At 67.7% G+C, this 14,656-nt stretch carries 15 protein-coding genes; 9 read left to right on the forward strand and 6 right to left on the reverse strand.

The window, feature by feature from the left end; translation table 11 throughout:
- A partial coding sequence (locus tag VFG33_RS14080) for a hypothetical protein (RefSeq protein ID WP_325026387.1) occupies positions 1-366 on the reverse strand: 366 nt, incomplete at its 3' end.
- Positions 367-373: 7 nt separating this feature from the next.
- Positions 374-955 carry a hypothetical protein gene (locus VFG33_RS14085; RefSeq protein ID WP_325026388.1) on the reverse strand — a complete coding sequence of 194 codons (582 nt, stop codon included), beginning with the start codon at positions 953-955 and terminating at the stop codon, positions 374-376.
- A gap of 117 nt (positions 956-1,072) precedes the next feature.
- Here VFG33_RS14085 and VFG33_RS14090 point away from each other — a divergent pair, with 117 nt between their 5' ends.
- From VFG33_RS14090 to VFG33_RS14100, 3 genes are read left to right on the forward strand one after another with little or no spacing between them, the layout of a single operon-like run.
- Positions 1,073-2,227: a cystathionine gamma-synthase gene (locus VFG33_RS14090; RefSeq protein WP_325026390.1), complete on the forward strand. Its 1,155-nt coding sequence runs from the start codon at positions 1,073-1,075 to the stop codon at positions 2,225-2,227.
- Between the two features lie 25 nt (positions 2,228-2,252).
- A complete protein-coding gene (locus VFG33_RS14095; protein ID WP_325026393.1) occupies positions 2,253-3,623 on the forward strand; it encodes a glutamate mutase L in 1,371 nt (456 codons plus the stop codon).
- Positions 3,624-3,652: 29 nt separating this feature from the next.
- On the forward strand, positions 3,653-4,912 hold the full coding sequence (locus VFG33_RS14100) for an AI-2E family transporter (protein WP_325026395.1): 1,260 nt from the start codon (positions 3,653-3,655) through the stop codon (positions 4,910-4,912).
- Between the two features lie 56 nt (positions 4,913-4,968).
- Here VFG33_RS14100 and VFG33_RS14105 read toward each other — a convergent pair whose 3' ends face one another.
- Positions 4,969-6,585 carry an MDR family MFS transporter gene (locus VFG33_RS14105; protein WP_325026397.1) on the reverse strand — a complete coding sequence of 539 codons (1,617 nt, stop codon included), beginning with the start codon at positions 6,583-6,585 and terminating at the stop codon, positions 4,969-4,971.
- A complete protein-coding gene (locus VFG33_RS14110; RefSeq protein WP_325026399.1) occupies positions 6,582-7,112 on the reverse strand; it encodes a MarR family winged helix-turn-helix transcriptional regulator in 531 nt (176 codons plus the stop codon). Before VFG33_RS14110 ends, VFG33_RS14105 begins: the two co-directional genes overlap by 4 nt.
- 125 nt (positions 7,113-7,237) lie before the next feature.
- On the opposite strand from VFG33_RS14110, the gene VFG33_RS14115 reads away from it, so the two are divergent.
- Entirely contained in the window at positions 7,238-7,966 is a 729-nt protein-coding gene (locus VFG33_RS14115) for an SDR family oxidoreductase (RefSeq protein WP_325026401.1), read from the forward strand.
- A 362-nt stretch (positions 7,967-8,328) separates the two neighbouring features.
- Positions 8,329-9,555, forward strand: coding sequence for an alpha/beta fold hydrolase (locus VFG33_RS14120; RefSeq protein WP_325026445.1), 1,227 nt, complete (start codon positions 8,329-8,331; stop codon positions 9,553-9,555).
- 36 nt (positions 9,556-9,591) lie between these two features.
- Here the strand turns inward: VFG33_RS14120 and VFG33_RS14125 are convergent, their stop codons facing one another.
- A complete protein-coding gene (locus tag VFG33_RS14125; protein ID WP_325026403.1) occupies positions 9,592-10,284 on the reverse strand; it encodes a 4a-hydroxytetrahydrobiopterin dehydratase in 693 nt (230 codons plus the stop codon).
- 109 nt (positions 10,285-10,393) lie between these two features.
- On the opposite strand from VFG33_RS14125, the gene VFG33_RS14130 reads away from it, so the two are divergent.
- The 4 genes from VFG33_RS14130 to ilvA are packed head-to-tail and all read left to right on the forward strand — an operon-like array spanning position 10,394 to position 14,146.
- The gene (locus VFG33_RS14130; protein ID WP_325026447.1) at positions 10,394-11,338 is read left to right on the forward strand and encodes an ABC transporter ATP-binding protein; all 945 of its coding nucleotides are present in this window, start codon (positions 10,394-10,396) and stop codon (positions 11,336-11,338) included.
- Positions 11,338-12,123 (forward strand): ABC transporter permease, encoded by a 786-nt coding sequence (locus VFG33_RS14135; protein WP_325026405.1) that lies wholly within the window; start codon positions 11,338-11,340, stop codon positions 12,121-12,123. The genes VFG33_RS14130 and VFG33_RS14135 overlap by 1 nt, the downstream gene beginning before the upstream one ends.
- Complete coding sequence (locus VFG33_RS14140) at positions 12,123-12,920, forward strand: ABC transporter permease (RefSeq protein ID WP_325026407.1); 798 nt, start codon at positions 12,123-12,125, stop codon at positions 12,918-12,920. Before VFG33_RS14135 ends, VFG33_RS14140 begins: the two co-directional genes overlap by 1 nt.
- 20 nt (positions 12,921-12,940) lie before the next feature.
- Complete coding sequence (gene ilvA, locus VFG33_RS14145; RefSeq protein ID WP_325026409.1) at positions 12,941-14,146, forward strand: threonine ammonia-lyase; 1,206 nt, start codon at positions 12,941-12,943, stop codon at positions 14,144-14,146.
- Between the two features lie 3 nt (positions 14,147-14,149).
- On the opposite strand, the gene VFG33_RS14150 is transcribed toward ilvA, so the two are convergent.
- Positions 14,150-14,584, reverse strand: coding sequence for a MarR family winged helix-turn-helix transcriptional regulator (locus VFG33_RS14150; RefSeq protein ID WP_325026411.1), 435 nt, complete (start codon positions 14,582-14,584; stop codon positions 14,150-14,152).
- Positions 14,585-14,656: the final 72 nt, after the last annotated feature.

Here is a 14,656-nt window from a genome sequence, read left to right on the forward strand (position 1 = left end):
ATCCCGCCAGCGGGAGATCCGGTTCCCCACCATCCGCACGGGATTGCGGGTCGGCGGCGCGGACGCGCCGACCGCCTCGACCCGCGAGGTGGCGCGGTCGCTGAGCACCTGGGCGAACGCCTGATCGCCCGGACGGACGGCACCGACAACCTGAGCCTCGGCGAGGACCTGCAGGTCCGCCTTCATCATGTTCGACCGGCCGATGGCCTGGCGAACGGCCGGGTCCATCCGTTTGACGTCGCGGGCGGCCTGCGCGTACGACGCCTTCAGCGTGGAGGTGCCGCGCCTGGTGTTCCGCCAGCGCGAGACTCCGGCAGCTACACGGTTGACGGTGTTCCGGACAGGTCCCTGGGCGGGGGTGCTCATCAGGCTCCTAGTCGATGTAGACCGAGTAGTTGACCCCGACCGCCGCCGTGAGTGGATCCTTGGCGGGCTTGTTGCTGTACAGGTGGTACTGCGCTCCCGGCCGCAGCCAGACAGCGAGGTGCCGACGACCCACCCCGGCGCCGGGCGCCCAGTCGTCCTCGAATGTCGGGCTGCTGTCGTCACCGACATAGTCGGGCGCACCCCAGTGCTGCTGCGCCAGTGCGAGGTGATCCGGCCAGTGCGCGTCCAGCCCGGCCTCGGCGGCCGCGATGTCGTCCAACCCGATCTCGTACGCCGACCAGCCGCTGTCCGGGCAGTCGGAGAACGCCAGGCCGTTGAACACGATCATCGTGGTGCCGCGCGGCGTGGTGAAACCCCAGGACGCCATCTCGGCGCCGATCTCCTCACCGGGCTCGAGCGGCCACGGCTTCCAGGTGGTCTCGGCCATCACCCGCTGCACCAGCGCGGTGACGACGTGGGGGCCGGACTCGTCGTCGTCCGGACCGGCGATCCTGGTCCAGTCGGTGATCTCGCCGAGGTCCGCCATCGCCCGGCTGTCCTCGTCCAGTGACCTGTCCTGCGTCTTCATGCTGGCCTGTGTCCTTCCGTCCGCGCCGGCGCCGATGCCGACGGCAACGCTAGGGCCGTACCGGGGTCATCCGGCACCCGTGCCGGTCCGGATAGGACCACGCCGTACGCTGGTTCGGTGACCCATGAACACCAGTACGGCTTCGAGACGCTTGCCATCCACGCCGGGAACGAGCCCGATCCCACCACCGGAGCGGTGGTGCCGCCGATCTATGCGACCAGCACCTACAAGCAGGACGGTGTCGGCGGGCTCCGTAACGGTTACGAGTACTCCCGGTCGGCCAACCCGACCCGGACCGCGCTCGAGGAGTGTCTGGCCGCGATCGAGGCCGGTACCCGGGGATTCGCGTTCGCCAGCGGCCTGGCCGCCGAGGACACCCTGATCCGCTCGCTCTGCGTGCCGGGTGACCACGTGGTGTTCCCCGACGACGCGTACGGCGGCACCTTCCGGCTGTTCTCCAAGGTGCTCGGTGCCTGGGGCGTCGACATGACCCCGGCGGCCGTCACGCACCCGGAGGCGATCCGGGCCGCGATCCGTCCGGGCAAGACCAAGGTGGTCTGGCTCGAGACGCCGACCAACCCGCTGCTCAACGTCGCCGACATCGCGATCGTCGCGCAGATCGCGCACGACGCCGGCGCGCTGCTGGTCGTCGACAACACCTTCGCCTCGCCCTACCTGCAGCAGCCGCTCGAGCTCGGCGCGGACGTCGTCGTGCACTCGACCACGAAGTACATGGGTGGGCACTCGGACGTGATCGGTGGCGCGCTGATCGTCCGCGACAGCGAACTGGCCGACAAGATCGCCTTCCACCAGAACGCGATCGGTGCCGTCGCCGGACCGTTCGACGCCTGGCTCGTACTGCGCGGCATCAAGACCCTCGGGGTCCGGATGGACCGGCACAGCGACAACGCCGAGAAGGTCGTCGACTTCCTCCAGCGGCACAAGGGCGTCACCTCGGTGCTCTACCCGGGCGTCGACGGCCACCCCGGCCACGAGACCGCGGCCAAACAGATGAAGCGGTTCGGCGGCATCGTGTCCTTCCGGGTGACCGGCGGGGAAGCGCACGCGATCGACATCTGCAACAAGGCCGAGGTCTTCACCCTGGGCGAGTCGCTCGGCGGCGTCGAGTCGCTGATCGAGCACCCGGGCAAGATGACCCACGCCTCGGTCGCGGGCACCCCGCTGGAGGTGCCGGCCGACCTGATCCGGCTCAGCGTCGGGATCGAGACGATCGACGACCTGCTGCTGGACCTCGACCGCGCGATGTCCTGATCGGCACTGATTAGTGGGTCTCTTGGTGGCGGTCGACTTCGGGTCGACCTTCACGAAGGCGATCGCAGTGGACGCCGGCTCGGGTGACCTGGTCGCCCGGGCCGAACACCGCACTACCGTCGACACCGACGTGATGGACGGCTGGCACGCTTGCCGTACTGCGCTGCTGTCGGCGGACCGTGGTGTCGCCAAAGCCGAGGTGCTCGCCTGCTCGAGTGCGGGCGGGGGCCTGAGGATCGGTGTTGTCGGCAACGAAGAGCTCGTCACCGCCGAAGCGGGACGGCGGGTCGCGCTGTCCAGCGGCGGCCGAGTGGTTGCCGTGGTCAACGGTGGGCTGACGGCAACTTCCTTGAAGGCGCTGCGGGCCGAACGACCGGACGTCGTACTGCTTCTGGGCGGGACGGACGGCGGCAACTCGGCCGTGATCGAGAACGCGGCGGCCGTGCTCGCGAAGTACAGGTGGCGGCGTCCGGTGGTTGCTGCTGGCAACGTCGAGGCGCAGGGAGTCGTCGGTGAACTGCTGGCCGGCGCCGACGTGCCGCATGTGTTCGCGGACAACGTGGTGCCGGAGATCGGGGTGTTCGCGCCGGACAGTGCGCGGGCCGCGATCCGGGAGATGTTCCTCGTGCACGTGATCGGCGGGAAGAACCTGTCCCGCGATCCGGGGTTCGCCTCGATGGTCCGCGCCGCGACGCCGGACGTGGTGCTCCGCGGGGTCGAGGTGCTCGCCCGGTTGCACGGGGATGTCGCCGTGGTGGACATCGGGGGCGCGACCACGGACGTCCACTCGGTGATCGAGCTCGATCCGGAGGATGCGAACCTCGGCCGCGAGGTGGTGGCGACGCACCCGGTGACGCGAACGGTGGAAGGTGACCTCGGGATGCGCTGGAGCGCAGTACCAGTGGTCGCTGCGGGGATCGAGGCCGGCCTGCTGGACGAGTCACCGGAGTTGCGTGCTGCGGCGATCCACCGGCACGACGACCCGTCGTACTTGCCGGGCGGCGCGGTCGAGGCGTCGTACGACGAGGTGCTGGCGCGGGTGGCCGCGACGGTCGCGTTGCGGCGGCATGCGGGCAGGCAGCGGGTGGTGTTCGGGCCCGGTGGACGGGTGATCGAGCGATCCGGCAAGGATCTGCGCGAGGTGGATCTGCTGGTCGGATCCGGGGGAGTGCTGCGGCACAACGGGCCCGAGGTGGCCGCGCGGATCCTCGGGGCGATCGCGACTGGTGCGCAGGAGGAGGGCTGGCTGGTGCCTTCAGGGGCGAGGACCTGCGTGGACTCCGACTACGTGCTCGCGGGGGTCGGGTTGCTGGCCGAGGTTGATGCCTTGGCGGCCGAGGGGCTGGCCCGGCGGGTGGGTTCCGAGGTTCATGGAACCGTCGGCACGGGGCACTAGTCTCAGCAGGACTGACTAGCGGAGGTGCCATGAGCGATCACCCTGAGGGCGGGGACGCGAAGCCCGCTGCGGGCGGGGAAAGGGAGAGCCCGGTTGCGGACAACCAGGTTGCCGAGGAGACCAGCTCGACCGTCGTGCCCGAGCCCTCGGAGCACCTGATGGCCGGCTCGAGCCGTGGACCGGTAGACCTGGGCGTGACGCCTGCCATGCAGATCGCGAGTGCGTGGGCGTGGCGGTTCCTGGTGATTGTGGCGGCGGTCGGGGTGATCGGCTACGGCATGCGGTACCTGTCCGAGGTGGTGGTGCCGGTGACGGTCGGCGTGCTGCTCTGCGCGCTGTTGGTGCCGGTGACGAACGGGTTGCAGAAGCTGAAGATCGCCCGCGGCCCAGCCGCCGGGATCACCGTGCTGGCCACGCTTGTCCTGGTCGCCGGTCTGCTCACCCTGGTCGGGACGCAGATCGCGTCCGGGTTCTCGGACCTCTCGGACCAGGTCAGCGCCGGCATCCAGGAGTTGCGCGACCTGGCCAGGATCAACCTCAACATCACCGATCAGCAGATCACCGACGCCTTCAACAGCCTCAGGGACACGGTGATGTCCGGCGGCGCCCTCGGTCAGCGTGCCGCTGCGGTCGGTACAACGGCCACCCATGTCATCGCCGGCGTGTTCATCGCGCTGTTCTGCCTGTTCTTCTTCCTCTACCAGGGCGACCAGATCTGGGCCTGGGTGGTCCGGCTGTTCCCGCGGCAGGCGCGGGCGAAGGCGGATTCGTCCGGGCGTAAGGCGTGGGTCTCGCTGACCGCTTTCGTCCGGGCCACGATCATCGTGGCCGGGGTCGATGCTGTCGGGATCGCACTGGGAGCCGCGATCCTGGGCCTACCGTTGGTGAGCGCGATCGGGATCCTGGTGTTCGTCGGTGCCTTCATCCCGGTGGTAGGCGCCCTGATCAGCGGCATCGTCGCAGTACTGGTCGCTTTGGTTGCCAAGGGCCCGCTGGTCGCGGTGATCATGCTGGCGGTGGTGATCGCCGTCCAGCAGCTCGAGGCACACGTGCTGCAGCCGTTCCTGCTGGGCCGGGCGGTCAGCGTTCACCCGCTGGCCGTGATCCTGGCGATCGCCACGGGCGTGGTGATCGCGGGGATCGTGGGTGCGCTGGTCGCAGTACCGACGGCTGCGGTGCTGAACACCATCGTCAACCATCTGGCCGGCAACGACGTGGATCCAGAACCACCTCGCCGTCCGCTGCCACGCCGAAGACCGCCGGCCGCCGCTTCGGCTGAAGAGACCTGACAGACGAACAGCCGCTCCCGGAAGGATCCGGGAGCGGCTGTTCGCGTTGGTGCGGGTCAGTGCATGGCGGCAGGGGCCGAAGCCTCGACGCCGGCGTCCTCGCCATCGGCCGGGGTTTCCGTCCGGCCGGCCAGGCGCTGTTCCGGGGTGATGATCGCCAGTACCAGGGCGATCACCAGGAACGGCAGGGCGACGAGGAAGACATCGCCCATCGCGTCCACCAGACCGAGCAGGGCCCAGCCCTTCATCGGGTTCGGCAGCGCGTGCAGGGCGTCGACACTGTTCGCCGCCTTGGCGAGCGTTCCCACCATGCCCTGCGCGTTCGCCGGGACGATGTCGGTCAGGTGCGCCGTCAGCCGGCTGGTCAGGACCGCGCCGAACACGGCCGTCCCGATCGCGCCACCCATCGAGCGGAAGAACGTCATCGTCGAGGTCGCCGTGCCCATGTGCTGGCGCGGCACGCTGTTCTGCGCGGCGGTGACGGTGATCTGCATCGACAGGCCCAGGCCGGCGCCCATCACGAACATGTAGACCGCCAGCTGCCAGTACGGCGTATCCGTCGCGATCGTGGACAGCAGCAGCATCGCCGCACCGACCAGGACCGCGGAGATGATCGGGTACTGCTTGTAGCGGCCGGTCTTGCTCATCAGCTGACCGCTCGGGATCGAGGCGAAGAAGATACCGACGATCATCGGCAGCAGCGCCAGCCCCGACCTGGTCGGGGACATGTCCTTGACGGCCTGCAGGTACAGCGGCAGGAAGATCAGCGCACCGAACATCGCGAAACCGAGCAGGAACGCGTAACCGGCGTACCCGGAGAAGATCCGGCCCTTGAACAGGTCCATCGGGATGATCGGCTCGGAGACCCGCAGCTCGACCAGCACGAAGGCGACGGCCAGCACGACCGCACCTACCAGCAGAGCGACGGTGGTCCCGTTGCCCCAACCGTTGTTCGGACCGCTCCAGGAGATGCCGAGCAGCAGGGAGGTGACGGCTCCGGTCACGATCGCGGCGCCCAGGTAGTCGATCTTGTGGCTGCGCTTCACGTGCGGCAGCTTCAGTACGGCGGCGACGATGCCCAGGGCGATCAGGCCGATCGGCACGTTGATCCAGAAGATCCAGCGCCAGCCGGGACCGTCGGTGAGCACACCGCCGAGCAGCGGGCCGGCCACGGAGGACAGGCCGAAGACGGCACCGAAGTACCCCATGTACTTGCCGCGCTCACGCGGCGGGATCACGTCGCCGATGGTGGCGAACGCGAGCGACATCAGACCACCGGCACCCAGACCCTGGACGGCGCGGAAGCCGATCAGTTCCTCGATGTTCTGTGCCAGCGCCGACATCACCGAGCCGGCCAGGAAGGTGACGATCGCCGCGATGAACAGCGGGCGACGGCCGTACAGGTCGGAGATCTTGCCCCACAGCGGCGTGGAGGCGGTGGAGGTCAGCAGGTAGGCCGTGACCACCCAGGACAGCTTGTCGAGGCTATTGAACTCGCTGACGATCTGCGGCAGCGCGGTGCCGACGATGCTCTGGTCGAGTGCGGCCAGGAACATCCCGGCCATCAGGCCGCCGAGGATCACCAGGATCTGGTTGTGGGACAGGTAGCTCGGTGCAGGGGATTCAGGTGTTGGGGCAGCGCCGCCGGAGGTGGCGGGCTCTGTGGTGCTCATCGGTTCTCCACGTTCTCTTTGGCTTTGTGCACTCCGACCGCTGCGGCCCAGCCCTTGTCGGCCCAGGCACGGTCGGTGCGTTCATCGGCGATGCTGGTGACCCCGTCTGCGAACCGGGTCATCAGCTGTTCGAAGGTCTTGATGTCGGACTCGGACCAGCCCTCCATGGCCTGGACGAGCAGTGCCATCCGGCGCTTGGAGGCGGTCTCCCATTCCTGCAGGCCCTGCTCGGTGAGCTCGACCCGGAAGGCGCGGCCGTCGTCGGGATCGGCGGAACGGCGGACCAGCCCTGCCTGCTCCAGCGCCCGGACGTGCCGGCTGGCGGTGGATGCGTCGATCTCCATCCGGTTCGCGAGGTCGGACAGCCGCATCGCGCCACTGCACCGCAGCACGAACAGCACCAGGTGGGCGCTGTGGTCGATCGTGTCGCCGGGCTGCTTCGTCTTGAGCCGTCGGCCGATCCGGGTGAACGCGTGCAGGACCCCCTCGATCGGGGTCTCTGGAACGTACGCGTCGTTTACTTGCATGGTGCAAGCATATACATGCTTGCGTGATACACGCAAATGAGTTTCCTAGACTGTCCTACCGACGGCAAATGGTTAACTAGCCGTAATCTGGCGCTCACGCAGCGGCAACATCTTGGAGGCTGGACATGCATCCCATCGCGGTGGTCACTGGCGGCGGCTCCGGACTCGGGCGGGAGATGGCGCACGCGCTGGCCGCTGCCGGGTTCCGGGTCACGGTGACGGGGCGGACGGAGGACAAGCTCCGGGAGACGGCGGACTCGGCTCCTGAGGAGATGGAGATCGCCGTGCTGGACGTCTCGGACGGAGCCGCTGTGGCGGGGTTCTTTCGGACGTTGGACCGGATCGACGTGCTGGTGAACAACGCCGGCACGGGAGCGCCTGCGGCCGCAGTACAGGATGTTGCGGAGGAGGACTGGCGGCGGGTGGTCGACACCAACCTGACCGGGTCGTTCCTCTGCGCGCAGGCGGCTTTCGCGTTGATGCTGCGGCAGGATCCCAAGGGTGGGCGGATCATCAACAACGGCTCGATCTCGGCACACGTACCTCGGCCGCAGGCGATCGCGTACACGGCGAGCAAGCACGCGATCACTGGGCTGACCAAGGGGCTCGAGCTGGAGGGGCGGCCGCACGGGATCACGGCCTGCCAGATCGACATCGGGAACGCGGCGACGCCGATGACGAGCCGGATGGGGCAGGGCGTGCTCCAGCCGGACGGGTCGATCGCGGTCGAGCCGACCTTCGACCCGAAGATCGTCGCCGAGCTCGTGGTGAAGATCGCCCAACTACCGACCGACGTCGCCATACCAACCCTGACCGTGATGGCAGCAGGCATGCCGTACGCCGGCCGCGGCTGAGCCGGTAGCGCGTGGGCTACCTGGGGGCGGGCTTGTGGGGGCGGGTGGTGGGCGGGGTGGGAATTTAGCGTCGTGGGTGACTGAGGGAGGAACCCATGAAACTACTTGTGACCACTCTGGTGACGTTGCTTGCAGTCGGTGTTGTGCCTGCTGCTGGCGCCGAAGCTCAAACGGTTCAACCGATCCAGTGGCATGGCTGTCAGGTGGGGGTCGACGATGAGGTTGGTCGGCAGCTTGATGAGGCTGGGGCTGAGTGTGGCGAGCTGGTTGTGCCGCTGGACTATCGGGATCCGGATGGACGGACGATCACCGTTGCGATGTCGCGGTTGAAGGCGACGGATACCGCGCGGCGGATCGGCGTGATGGTGCTCAATGATGGTGGGCCGGGAGGGCCTGGGCTGGGGATGCCGTTGAGGCTTCGGGTGGCCATGAAGGAGGTTGGCGACAGGTATGACTTGATTGGTGTTGATCCGCGGTTTGTCGGGCGTAGCACTCCGTTGGATTGTGACTGGCCTGTGGGGAGTGGGATTTGGTCCGCCGGGGCTGATCGGCAGAGCTTTGATCGGGCGGCTGGGTTGGCGGAGGATCTCGCGGACCGGTGTGCTGCGACGCATCCTGATCAGTTGCCTTACGCAACCACGCGGAACACTGCGCGGGATCTGGATCTGATCCGGGATGCGTTGGGTGAGGAGAAGATCTCGTATCTGGGGTACTCGTACGGGACGTATCTGGGGGCTGTCTATCTGCAGATGTTCCCGGGGCGCACCGATCGCGTAGTACTGGATGGGCCTGGGGATCCCGAGTTGTTCGGACCTCGGTTGCTGAGGACAACCGCCTCGGCGAACGAGGATGCGCTTTGGGCTTGGGCGCAGTGGGCGGCTGCACGTGATGTCACTTACCACTTGGGCCGTACTGCGGGTCAGGTGCTCGCAACCGTGGCGAAGATCTACCGGGTGTCGCATCAGCATCCCTTAAAAGTCGGCCAGTACGCCGTGCCGGAGTACGCAGTACCGGCGCTTGTCTTCGCGTCACTGGGATCCGACAAGGATGCGGCTCGGGCGTCGTTCGCCGAGTTGGTTGTCGTGTTGTCGAAGGCAACCAAGGGACCGGTTGCGGCGCCGCCTGCGATCGAGGGGATGCTCGGAGCCGTGCTGACCGGGAGCATGTCGGCCGGCGCGAGTTCGCAGATGGCCATCATTTGTGGGGATCGCGCTGCGCCTCGGGAACTGGCGACGTACTGGAAGGACATCCAGCGGCACCGGTCCGCGGAGCCGTTCACGGCGTCGACCGCACGGAATCTCACGCCCTGTGCGTTCTGGCCGAACGACCCGGTGGAACAGCCGACGCGGGTCGACAACGACGTACCGGCGCTGATCGTGGCAGCGACGGGCGACCCGCGTACGACGTACCCGATGGCCAAGGCTCTTCACCAGGACCTGGGCGGATCGCGATTGATCACGCTGCAGAATGTCCGAAGCCACGGCATCTACGGCGAGTACGGCAACCAGTGCGTGGACAACCTGGTCAACAACTACCTGGCCAGCAACATGCTGCCGACCAAGGACGCAACATGCCGGCCGGCCGCGTAGGCAATCAGCGCCAGGGCATCTGGGCTGGCGAATAGGTCAGCGGTCGAGGCAGGTGCAGATGCAGGCCTTGTTGCCTTCGGGGTCGGCGAGGACGATGAAGGCCGGTGCTTCGCTGTCGTCGACGATCTTGCCTCCGGCGGCGACTGCGGCGGCGATGCGCTGGTCGGCTACGTCGTGCGCTACCCACAGGTCGACGTGGAAGCGCTGCCTCGGGGTTTCGTGCGCGTCGGTGTCCTGGAACCACAGGATCGGCACTCGCCCGGTCGGATCGCGGACGTCGTTCCCTTGCAGCGTGTCAGTGCTGCCGGTGAGAACTGCGGCCCAGAACGGTCCGACCGCGGCGAGGTCGGCGGTGTCCAACGCGAGTTCGACCTGGGTGACGGCGCTCGGGTCCGCGGTGAGCTTCTGCTCCTGGGCGATCTCGCTGATCCGCCGGGCCAGGTCGACGTCGCGCTGGGCGACATTCCAGAAGACCACTTCGGAACCGCCGTCAGCCGGGCGGTAGACCACGTCGTGACTGACCACCTTGAGGTCGACGATCTCGGGGGTCAGCCTCACCTCCGGGTGGTGGCCGGCTGCCTCGCCCGCCTCGGCGACGGCGCCGACGAACCGCAGGCCGGCACGGATGTCGGCGGTGAGGAACCGTCCGTGAAGGGCCTGGGCAAGCTTCCGCCAATCACCGAGTTCGGCGTCGAGAATCTCCTGGTTGGTCAGCATTTCCGTAGTCATGGCGTCACAGTAGATCCCAACCCGGACATTCCGCTTCCGGAGTGCAGGGCCTCTGGGGTCCCAAAAGGACAAGCGGAGTGTCGGAGGGGGCGTTTAGGGTCGGGTTGTGATGGAAGAGCGAGTGGCCATGGTGCGGGCGCGTGGGCTGCGGAAGTCCTATGGGGACTTCGAGGCGGTCGCGGGGATCGACCTGGATGTGTGGACGGGCGAGGCGTTCGGGTTCCTCGGGCCGAACGGGGCCGGCAAGTCGTCGACCATGCGGATGATCGGGGCCGTGTCGCCGGTCAGTGGCGGGGAGTTGCGGATTCTCGGCATGGATCCGGCGGCCGACGGGCCGGCGATCCGTGGGCGGCTCGGGGTGTGCCCGCAGGACGACACGCTCGACACCGAGCTGTCGGTGTACGAGAACCTCACTGTCTACGGCCGGTACTTCGGGCTCAGCCGCGCGGAGTGCCGGGAGCGGGCCGACGAGTTGCTGGAGTTCGTCGCGCTGACGGAGAAGAAGAAGGTCAAGGTCGACGAACTCTCGGGCGGGATGAAGCGCCGGCTGACGATCGCGCGATCGCTGGTGAGCAAGCCCGAGTTGCTGCTGCTCGACGAGCCGACCACCGGGCTCGATCCGCAGGCGCGGCATCTGTTGTGGGACAAACTGTTCCGGCTGAAGCAGGCCGGCATGACGCTGATCATCACCACGCACTACATGGACGAGGCCGAGCAGCTGTGCGACCGGCTCGTGGTGATGGATGGCGGCCTGATCGCGGCCGAGGGGTCGCCGGCCGAGCTGATCCGGGATTACTCGACCCGTGAGGTGACCGAGCTGCGGTTCGGGCCGGACGTGATGTTCGCGGACCACGATGCCCTGGCCGGCAAGGTGGAAGACCTCGCCCAGCGGATCGAAGTACTGCCGGATCGGCTGTTGCTCTACACCGATGACGGGGAGCGGGCGGTCGCGGCTGTGCACGAGCGTGGGCTGGAGCCCGCGGCTGTGCTGGTACGCCGGTCCACGCTGGAGGATGTCTTCCTGCGCCTGACCGGTCGGACGTTGGTCGACTGATGGCAACTATTGCCGTCGAGAACGGCCTCAGGCAGTTCGACTACTGGGCCACGGTCTACAAGCGGACCTGGAAGGGCAGCCTGGTCAGCAGTTTCCTGTTGCCGCTGCTCTACCTGGCCGCGATGGGGATCGGCCTCGGCTCCTTCGTGGACGACAACGGCACGGGCGCGCTCGGCGGGGTCAGCTACCTGCAGTTCATCGCACCAGGCCTGCTCGCCGCGACCGCGTTGCAGATCGCCGTGGGGGAGTCGACGTACCCGGTGATGGGTGGGATCAAGTGGCAGAAGTTCTACTTCTCGATGATCGCGACCCCGCTGCGGCCGGCGGACGTGATGTACGGGCAGTTGGCCTTCATCGCGTTCCGGGTGGCCACGACCTGCCTCGTCTTCACGGTGGTGATCGCCGCGTTCGGTGGGCTCGCCTCGCCGCTCGGGCTGCTCGGGTTGCCGGTCGCCCTGCTCGTCGGGATGGCCGCGTCCGCGCCGGTCTGCGCGATCGCGGCCAGGCTGGAGAACGACTCCGGCTTCGCGATGATCTTCCGGTTCGGCGTGATCCCGGCCTTCCTGTTCTCCGGCGCGTTCTTCCCGGTCTCGCAACTGCCCGACTGGATCGAGTGGCTCGCGTACCTGAGCCCGCTGTGGCACGGGGTCGAGCTCGCGCGTGACCTCAGTCTGCAAACGGTCGAGTTGCTTCCCGCGCTGGGCAACGTGGCCTATCTCGCCGCCTGGTTCGGCATCGGCACCTGGCTCGCGGTCCGCAGCCTGACCCGGAGGTTGATCAGCTGATGGCCACTCTCACCGCCCGCGTGGTCCCGGTCGGCGCCGGCAACGGCCGCCACCTGGTCGAGCGGAACTTCCTGGTCTACCGGCGATCCTGGATCGTCTTCGTCTCCGGCTTCTTCGAGCCGGTGTTCTACCTGCTGTCGATCGGCATCGGCGTCGCCCAACTGGTCGGCGACTTCACCCTGTCCGACGGCACAGTGATCGGGTACGCCGCGTTCGTGGCGCCCGCGATGCTCGCCAGTTCGGCGATGAACGGTGCCGTCTTCGACTCGACGTACAACATCTTCTTCCGGATGAAGTACGCCCACCTGTACGACTCGATGCTCGCGACGCCGTTGCGGCCGTGGGATGTCGCGACCGGGGAGGTGACCTGGGCGCTGCTGCGCGGGGCCTGCTATTCGGCGATGTTCATCCTGGTGATGCTCGTGATGGGACTGGTCGAGTCGTGGTGGGCGCTGCTGGCGCTGCCGGCCTCGGTGCTGATCGGCTACGCGTTCGCGGGCGCGGGGATGGCGCTGACCACGTTCATGCGGAGCTGGCAGGACTTCGAGTTCGTGCAACTCGCGACGATGCCGATGTTCCTGTTCTCTGCGACGTTCTACCCGGTGGAGACCTACCCCGGCGTGATCCGCTGGCTGGTCGAGATCACCCCGCTCTACCAGGGCGTGGCGCTCGAGCGAGCCCTCACCACGGGCACGGTCAGCTGGACCCTGCTGATCAACGCGCTCTACCTGATCGCGATGGGCACCATCGGCATGTACGTCGCCTCCCGCCGCCTGGGCAAACTCCTGCTCAAGTGATCAGCCCGTAGGGTGTGCGCGTGAGCATCACTGCGGCGGAGATTGCCAGGGCTGCTGATCTATTGCACGACGTAGTCGCGCCGACCCCGCTGGAGTACTCGCGGTGGCTGAGCGACCTGGTCGGCGGCGACGTGTTCCTCAAGTGCGAGAACCTGCAGCGAACAGGGTCGTTCAAGCTGCGCGGCGCGTACGTGCGGATGGCCCGGCTGTCCAAGAAGGAACGGGCCCGAGGCGTGGTCGCGGCGAGCGCGGGCAACCATGCCCAGGGGGTCGCGCTGGCCGCTCAACTGCTCGGGATCAAGGCGACCGTGTTCATGCCGCACGGCGCGCCGATCCCGAAGGAGAAGGCCACCCGGGCGTACGGCGCGGAGATCCGGTTCGTCGGTACCTCGATCGACGACTGCCTGAAGGCGGCTCGCGAGTTCGAGGCGGAGACCGGGGCGATCCTGATCCACCCGTTCGACCACCGGGACATCGTGGCAGGACAGGCGACCACCGGGCTCGAGATCGTGGAGCAGTGCCCGCAAGTGCGGACCGTCGTCGTACCGGTCGGTGGTGGCGGATTGATCGCCGGGATCGCGCTGGCGATGCAGCGCGACGGCATGCCGATCGAGGTTGTCGGGGTCCAGGCGAAGGGCGCCGCGGCGTACCCGGTCTCGCTTCTCAAGGGCGAGCCTGTCCAGCTCGAAAAGATGGCGACGATGGCGGACGGGATCGCGGTGGGGTTGCCCGGCCAGGTGCCGTTCGAGGCGATCCAGCAGCACGTCGGTGAGGTGCTCACGGTCGACGAGAACTCGTTGTCGAAGGCCCTTTTGCTGGTCCTGGAACGCGCCAAGCTCGTGGTTGAACCGGCCGGCGCGGCTGCGGTCGCCGCAGTACTGGATGAGCCGCAGCGGTTCAAGCCGCCGGTCGTGGTGGTTCTGTCGGGCGGCAACATCGATCCGCTGCTGCTGATGCGGGTGATCCGGCACGGTATGGCCGCAGCCGGGCGGTACCTCTCGCTCCGGGTGCGGATCCCGGACACTCCGGGCGGCCTCGCGACGCTGCTCGCCCGGCTCGCGGAGGTGGACGCGAACATCATCGAGGTGCTGCACGAGCGCATCTCGGAGACGCTGAACCTGGACGAGGTCGAGGTCGCGTTGCAGCTCGAGACCCGGGGCGAGGATCACCGGGCGCGCGTCTTGGCCAGTCTGATCAGCAACGGCTACAGCTACACCCTGAACTGAAGCTCAGGGAGTAACGGCTGCCTCGCACTTCACCAGCGGCTGGTGCAGCCGCTCCGCCAGCACCCGGCGCTGAGTGGGCTGCGCCTCGGCCTGTCGCTGCAGGCCGTCGTCGGTCAGCCGGACGTTGACCGCCCGCCGGTCTTCGGGGCACATGTGGCGCTCGACCAGGCCCGCGTTCTCCAGCCGGCCGATCACGCGGGACAGCGCGCTCTGGCTCAGATGCACCGAGCCGGCGATCTGCTGCACCTTCGCGGAGTGCTCGGGAAGCTCGGCAAGACGCTCGAGCACCTCGTACTCGCTCATGCCCAGCTGGTGGTCTGCTTGCAGCTCGCGATCGAGCGCGCAGCTGAGATTCGCGTGGCGCTCCAACAGCGCGCGCCATTCGCGCACATCGGCGCTGGTTTCGGTGGTCCCGGCGCTGACCAGAGTCTCGGCCATGAGGGGCACGTTATCATGCAGGCGCATTCAATGCAACTGCAATTAATGAGTAGACATTAGATGCACATGCAT

It is taken from the genome of Kribbella sp. (genome assembly GCF_035687465.1).
Lineage (GTDB): Bacteria > Actinomycetota > Actinomycetes > Propionibacteriales > Kribbellaceae > Kribbella.

Bases quoted from the DNA above. Each gene is read 5' to 3' on its own strand.
- VFG33_RS14085 (WP_325026388.1), bottom strand. From the start codon at position 955: ATGAAGACGCAGGACAGGTCACTGGACGAGGACAGCCGGGCGATGGCG.
- VFG33_RS14100 (WP_325026395.1), top strand. From the start codon at position 3,653: ATGAGCGATCACCCTGAGGGCGGGGACGCGAAGCCCGCTGCGGGCGGG.
- VFG33_RS14105 (WP_325026397.1), bottom strand. From the start codon at position 6,585: ATGAGCACCACAGAGCCCGCCACCTCCGGCGGCGCTGCCCCAACACCT.
- VFG33_RS14110 (WP_325026399.1), bottom strand. From the start codon at position 7,112: ATGCAAGTAAACGACGCGTACGTTCCAGAGACCCCGATCGAGGGGGTC.
- VFG33_RS14115 (WP_325026401.1), top strand. From the start codon at position 7,238: ATGCATCCCATCGCGGTGGTCACTGGCGGCGGCTCCGGACTCGGGCGG.
- VFG33_RS14120 (WP_325026445.1), top strand. From the start codon at position 8,329: ATGGTGCTCAATGATGGTGGGCCGGGAGGGCCTGGGCTGGGGATGCCG.
- VFG33_RS14125 (WP_325026403.1), bottom strand. From the start codon at position 10,284: ATGACTACGGAAATGCTGACCAACCAGGAGATTCTCGACGCCGAACTC.
- VFG33_RS14130 (WP_325026447.1), top strand. From the start codon at position 10,394: ATGGAAGAGCGAGTGGCCATGGTGCGGGCGCGTGGGCTGCGGAAGTCC.
- VFG33_RS14135 (WP_325026405.1), top strand. From the start codon at position 11,338: ATGGCAACTATTGCCGTCGAGAACGGCCTCAGGCAGTTCGACTACTGG.
- VFG33_RS14140 (WP_325026407.1), top strand. From the start codon at position 12,123: ATGGCCACTCTCACCGCCCGCGTGGTCCCGGTCGGCGCCGGCAACGGC.
- VFG33_RS14150 (WP_325026411.1), bottom strand. From the start codon at position 14,584: ATGGCCGAGACTCTGGTCAGCGCCGGGACCACCGAAACCAGCGCCGAT.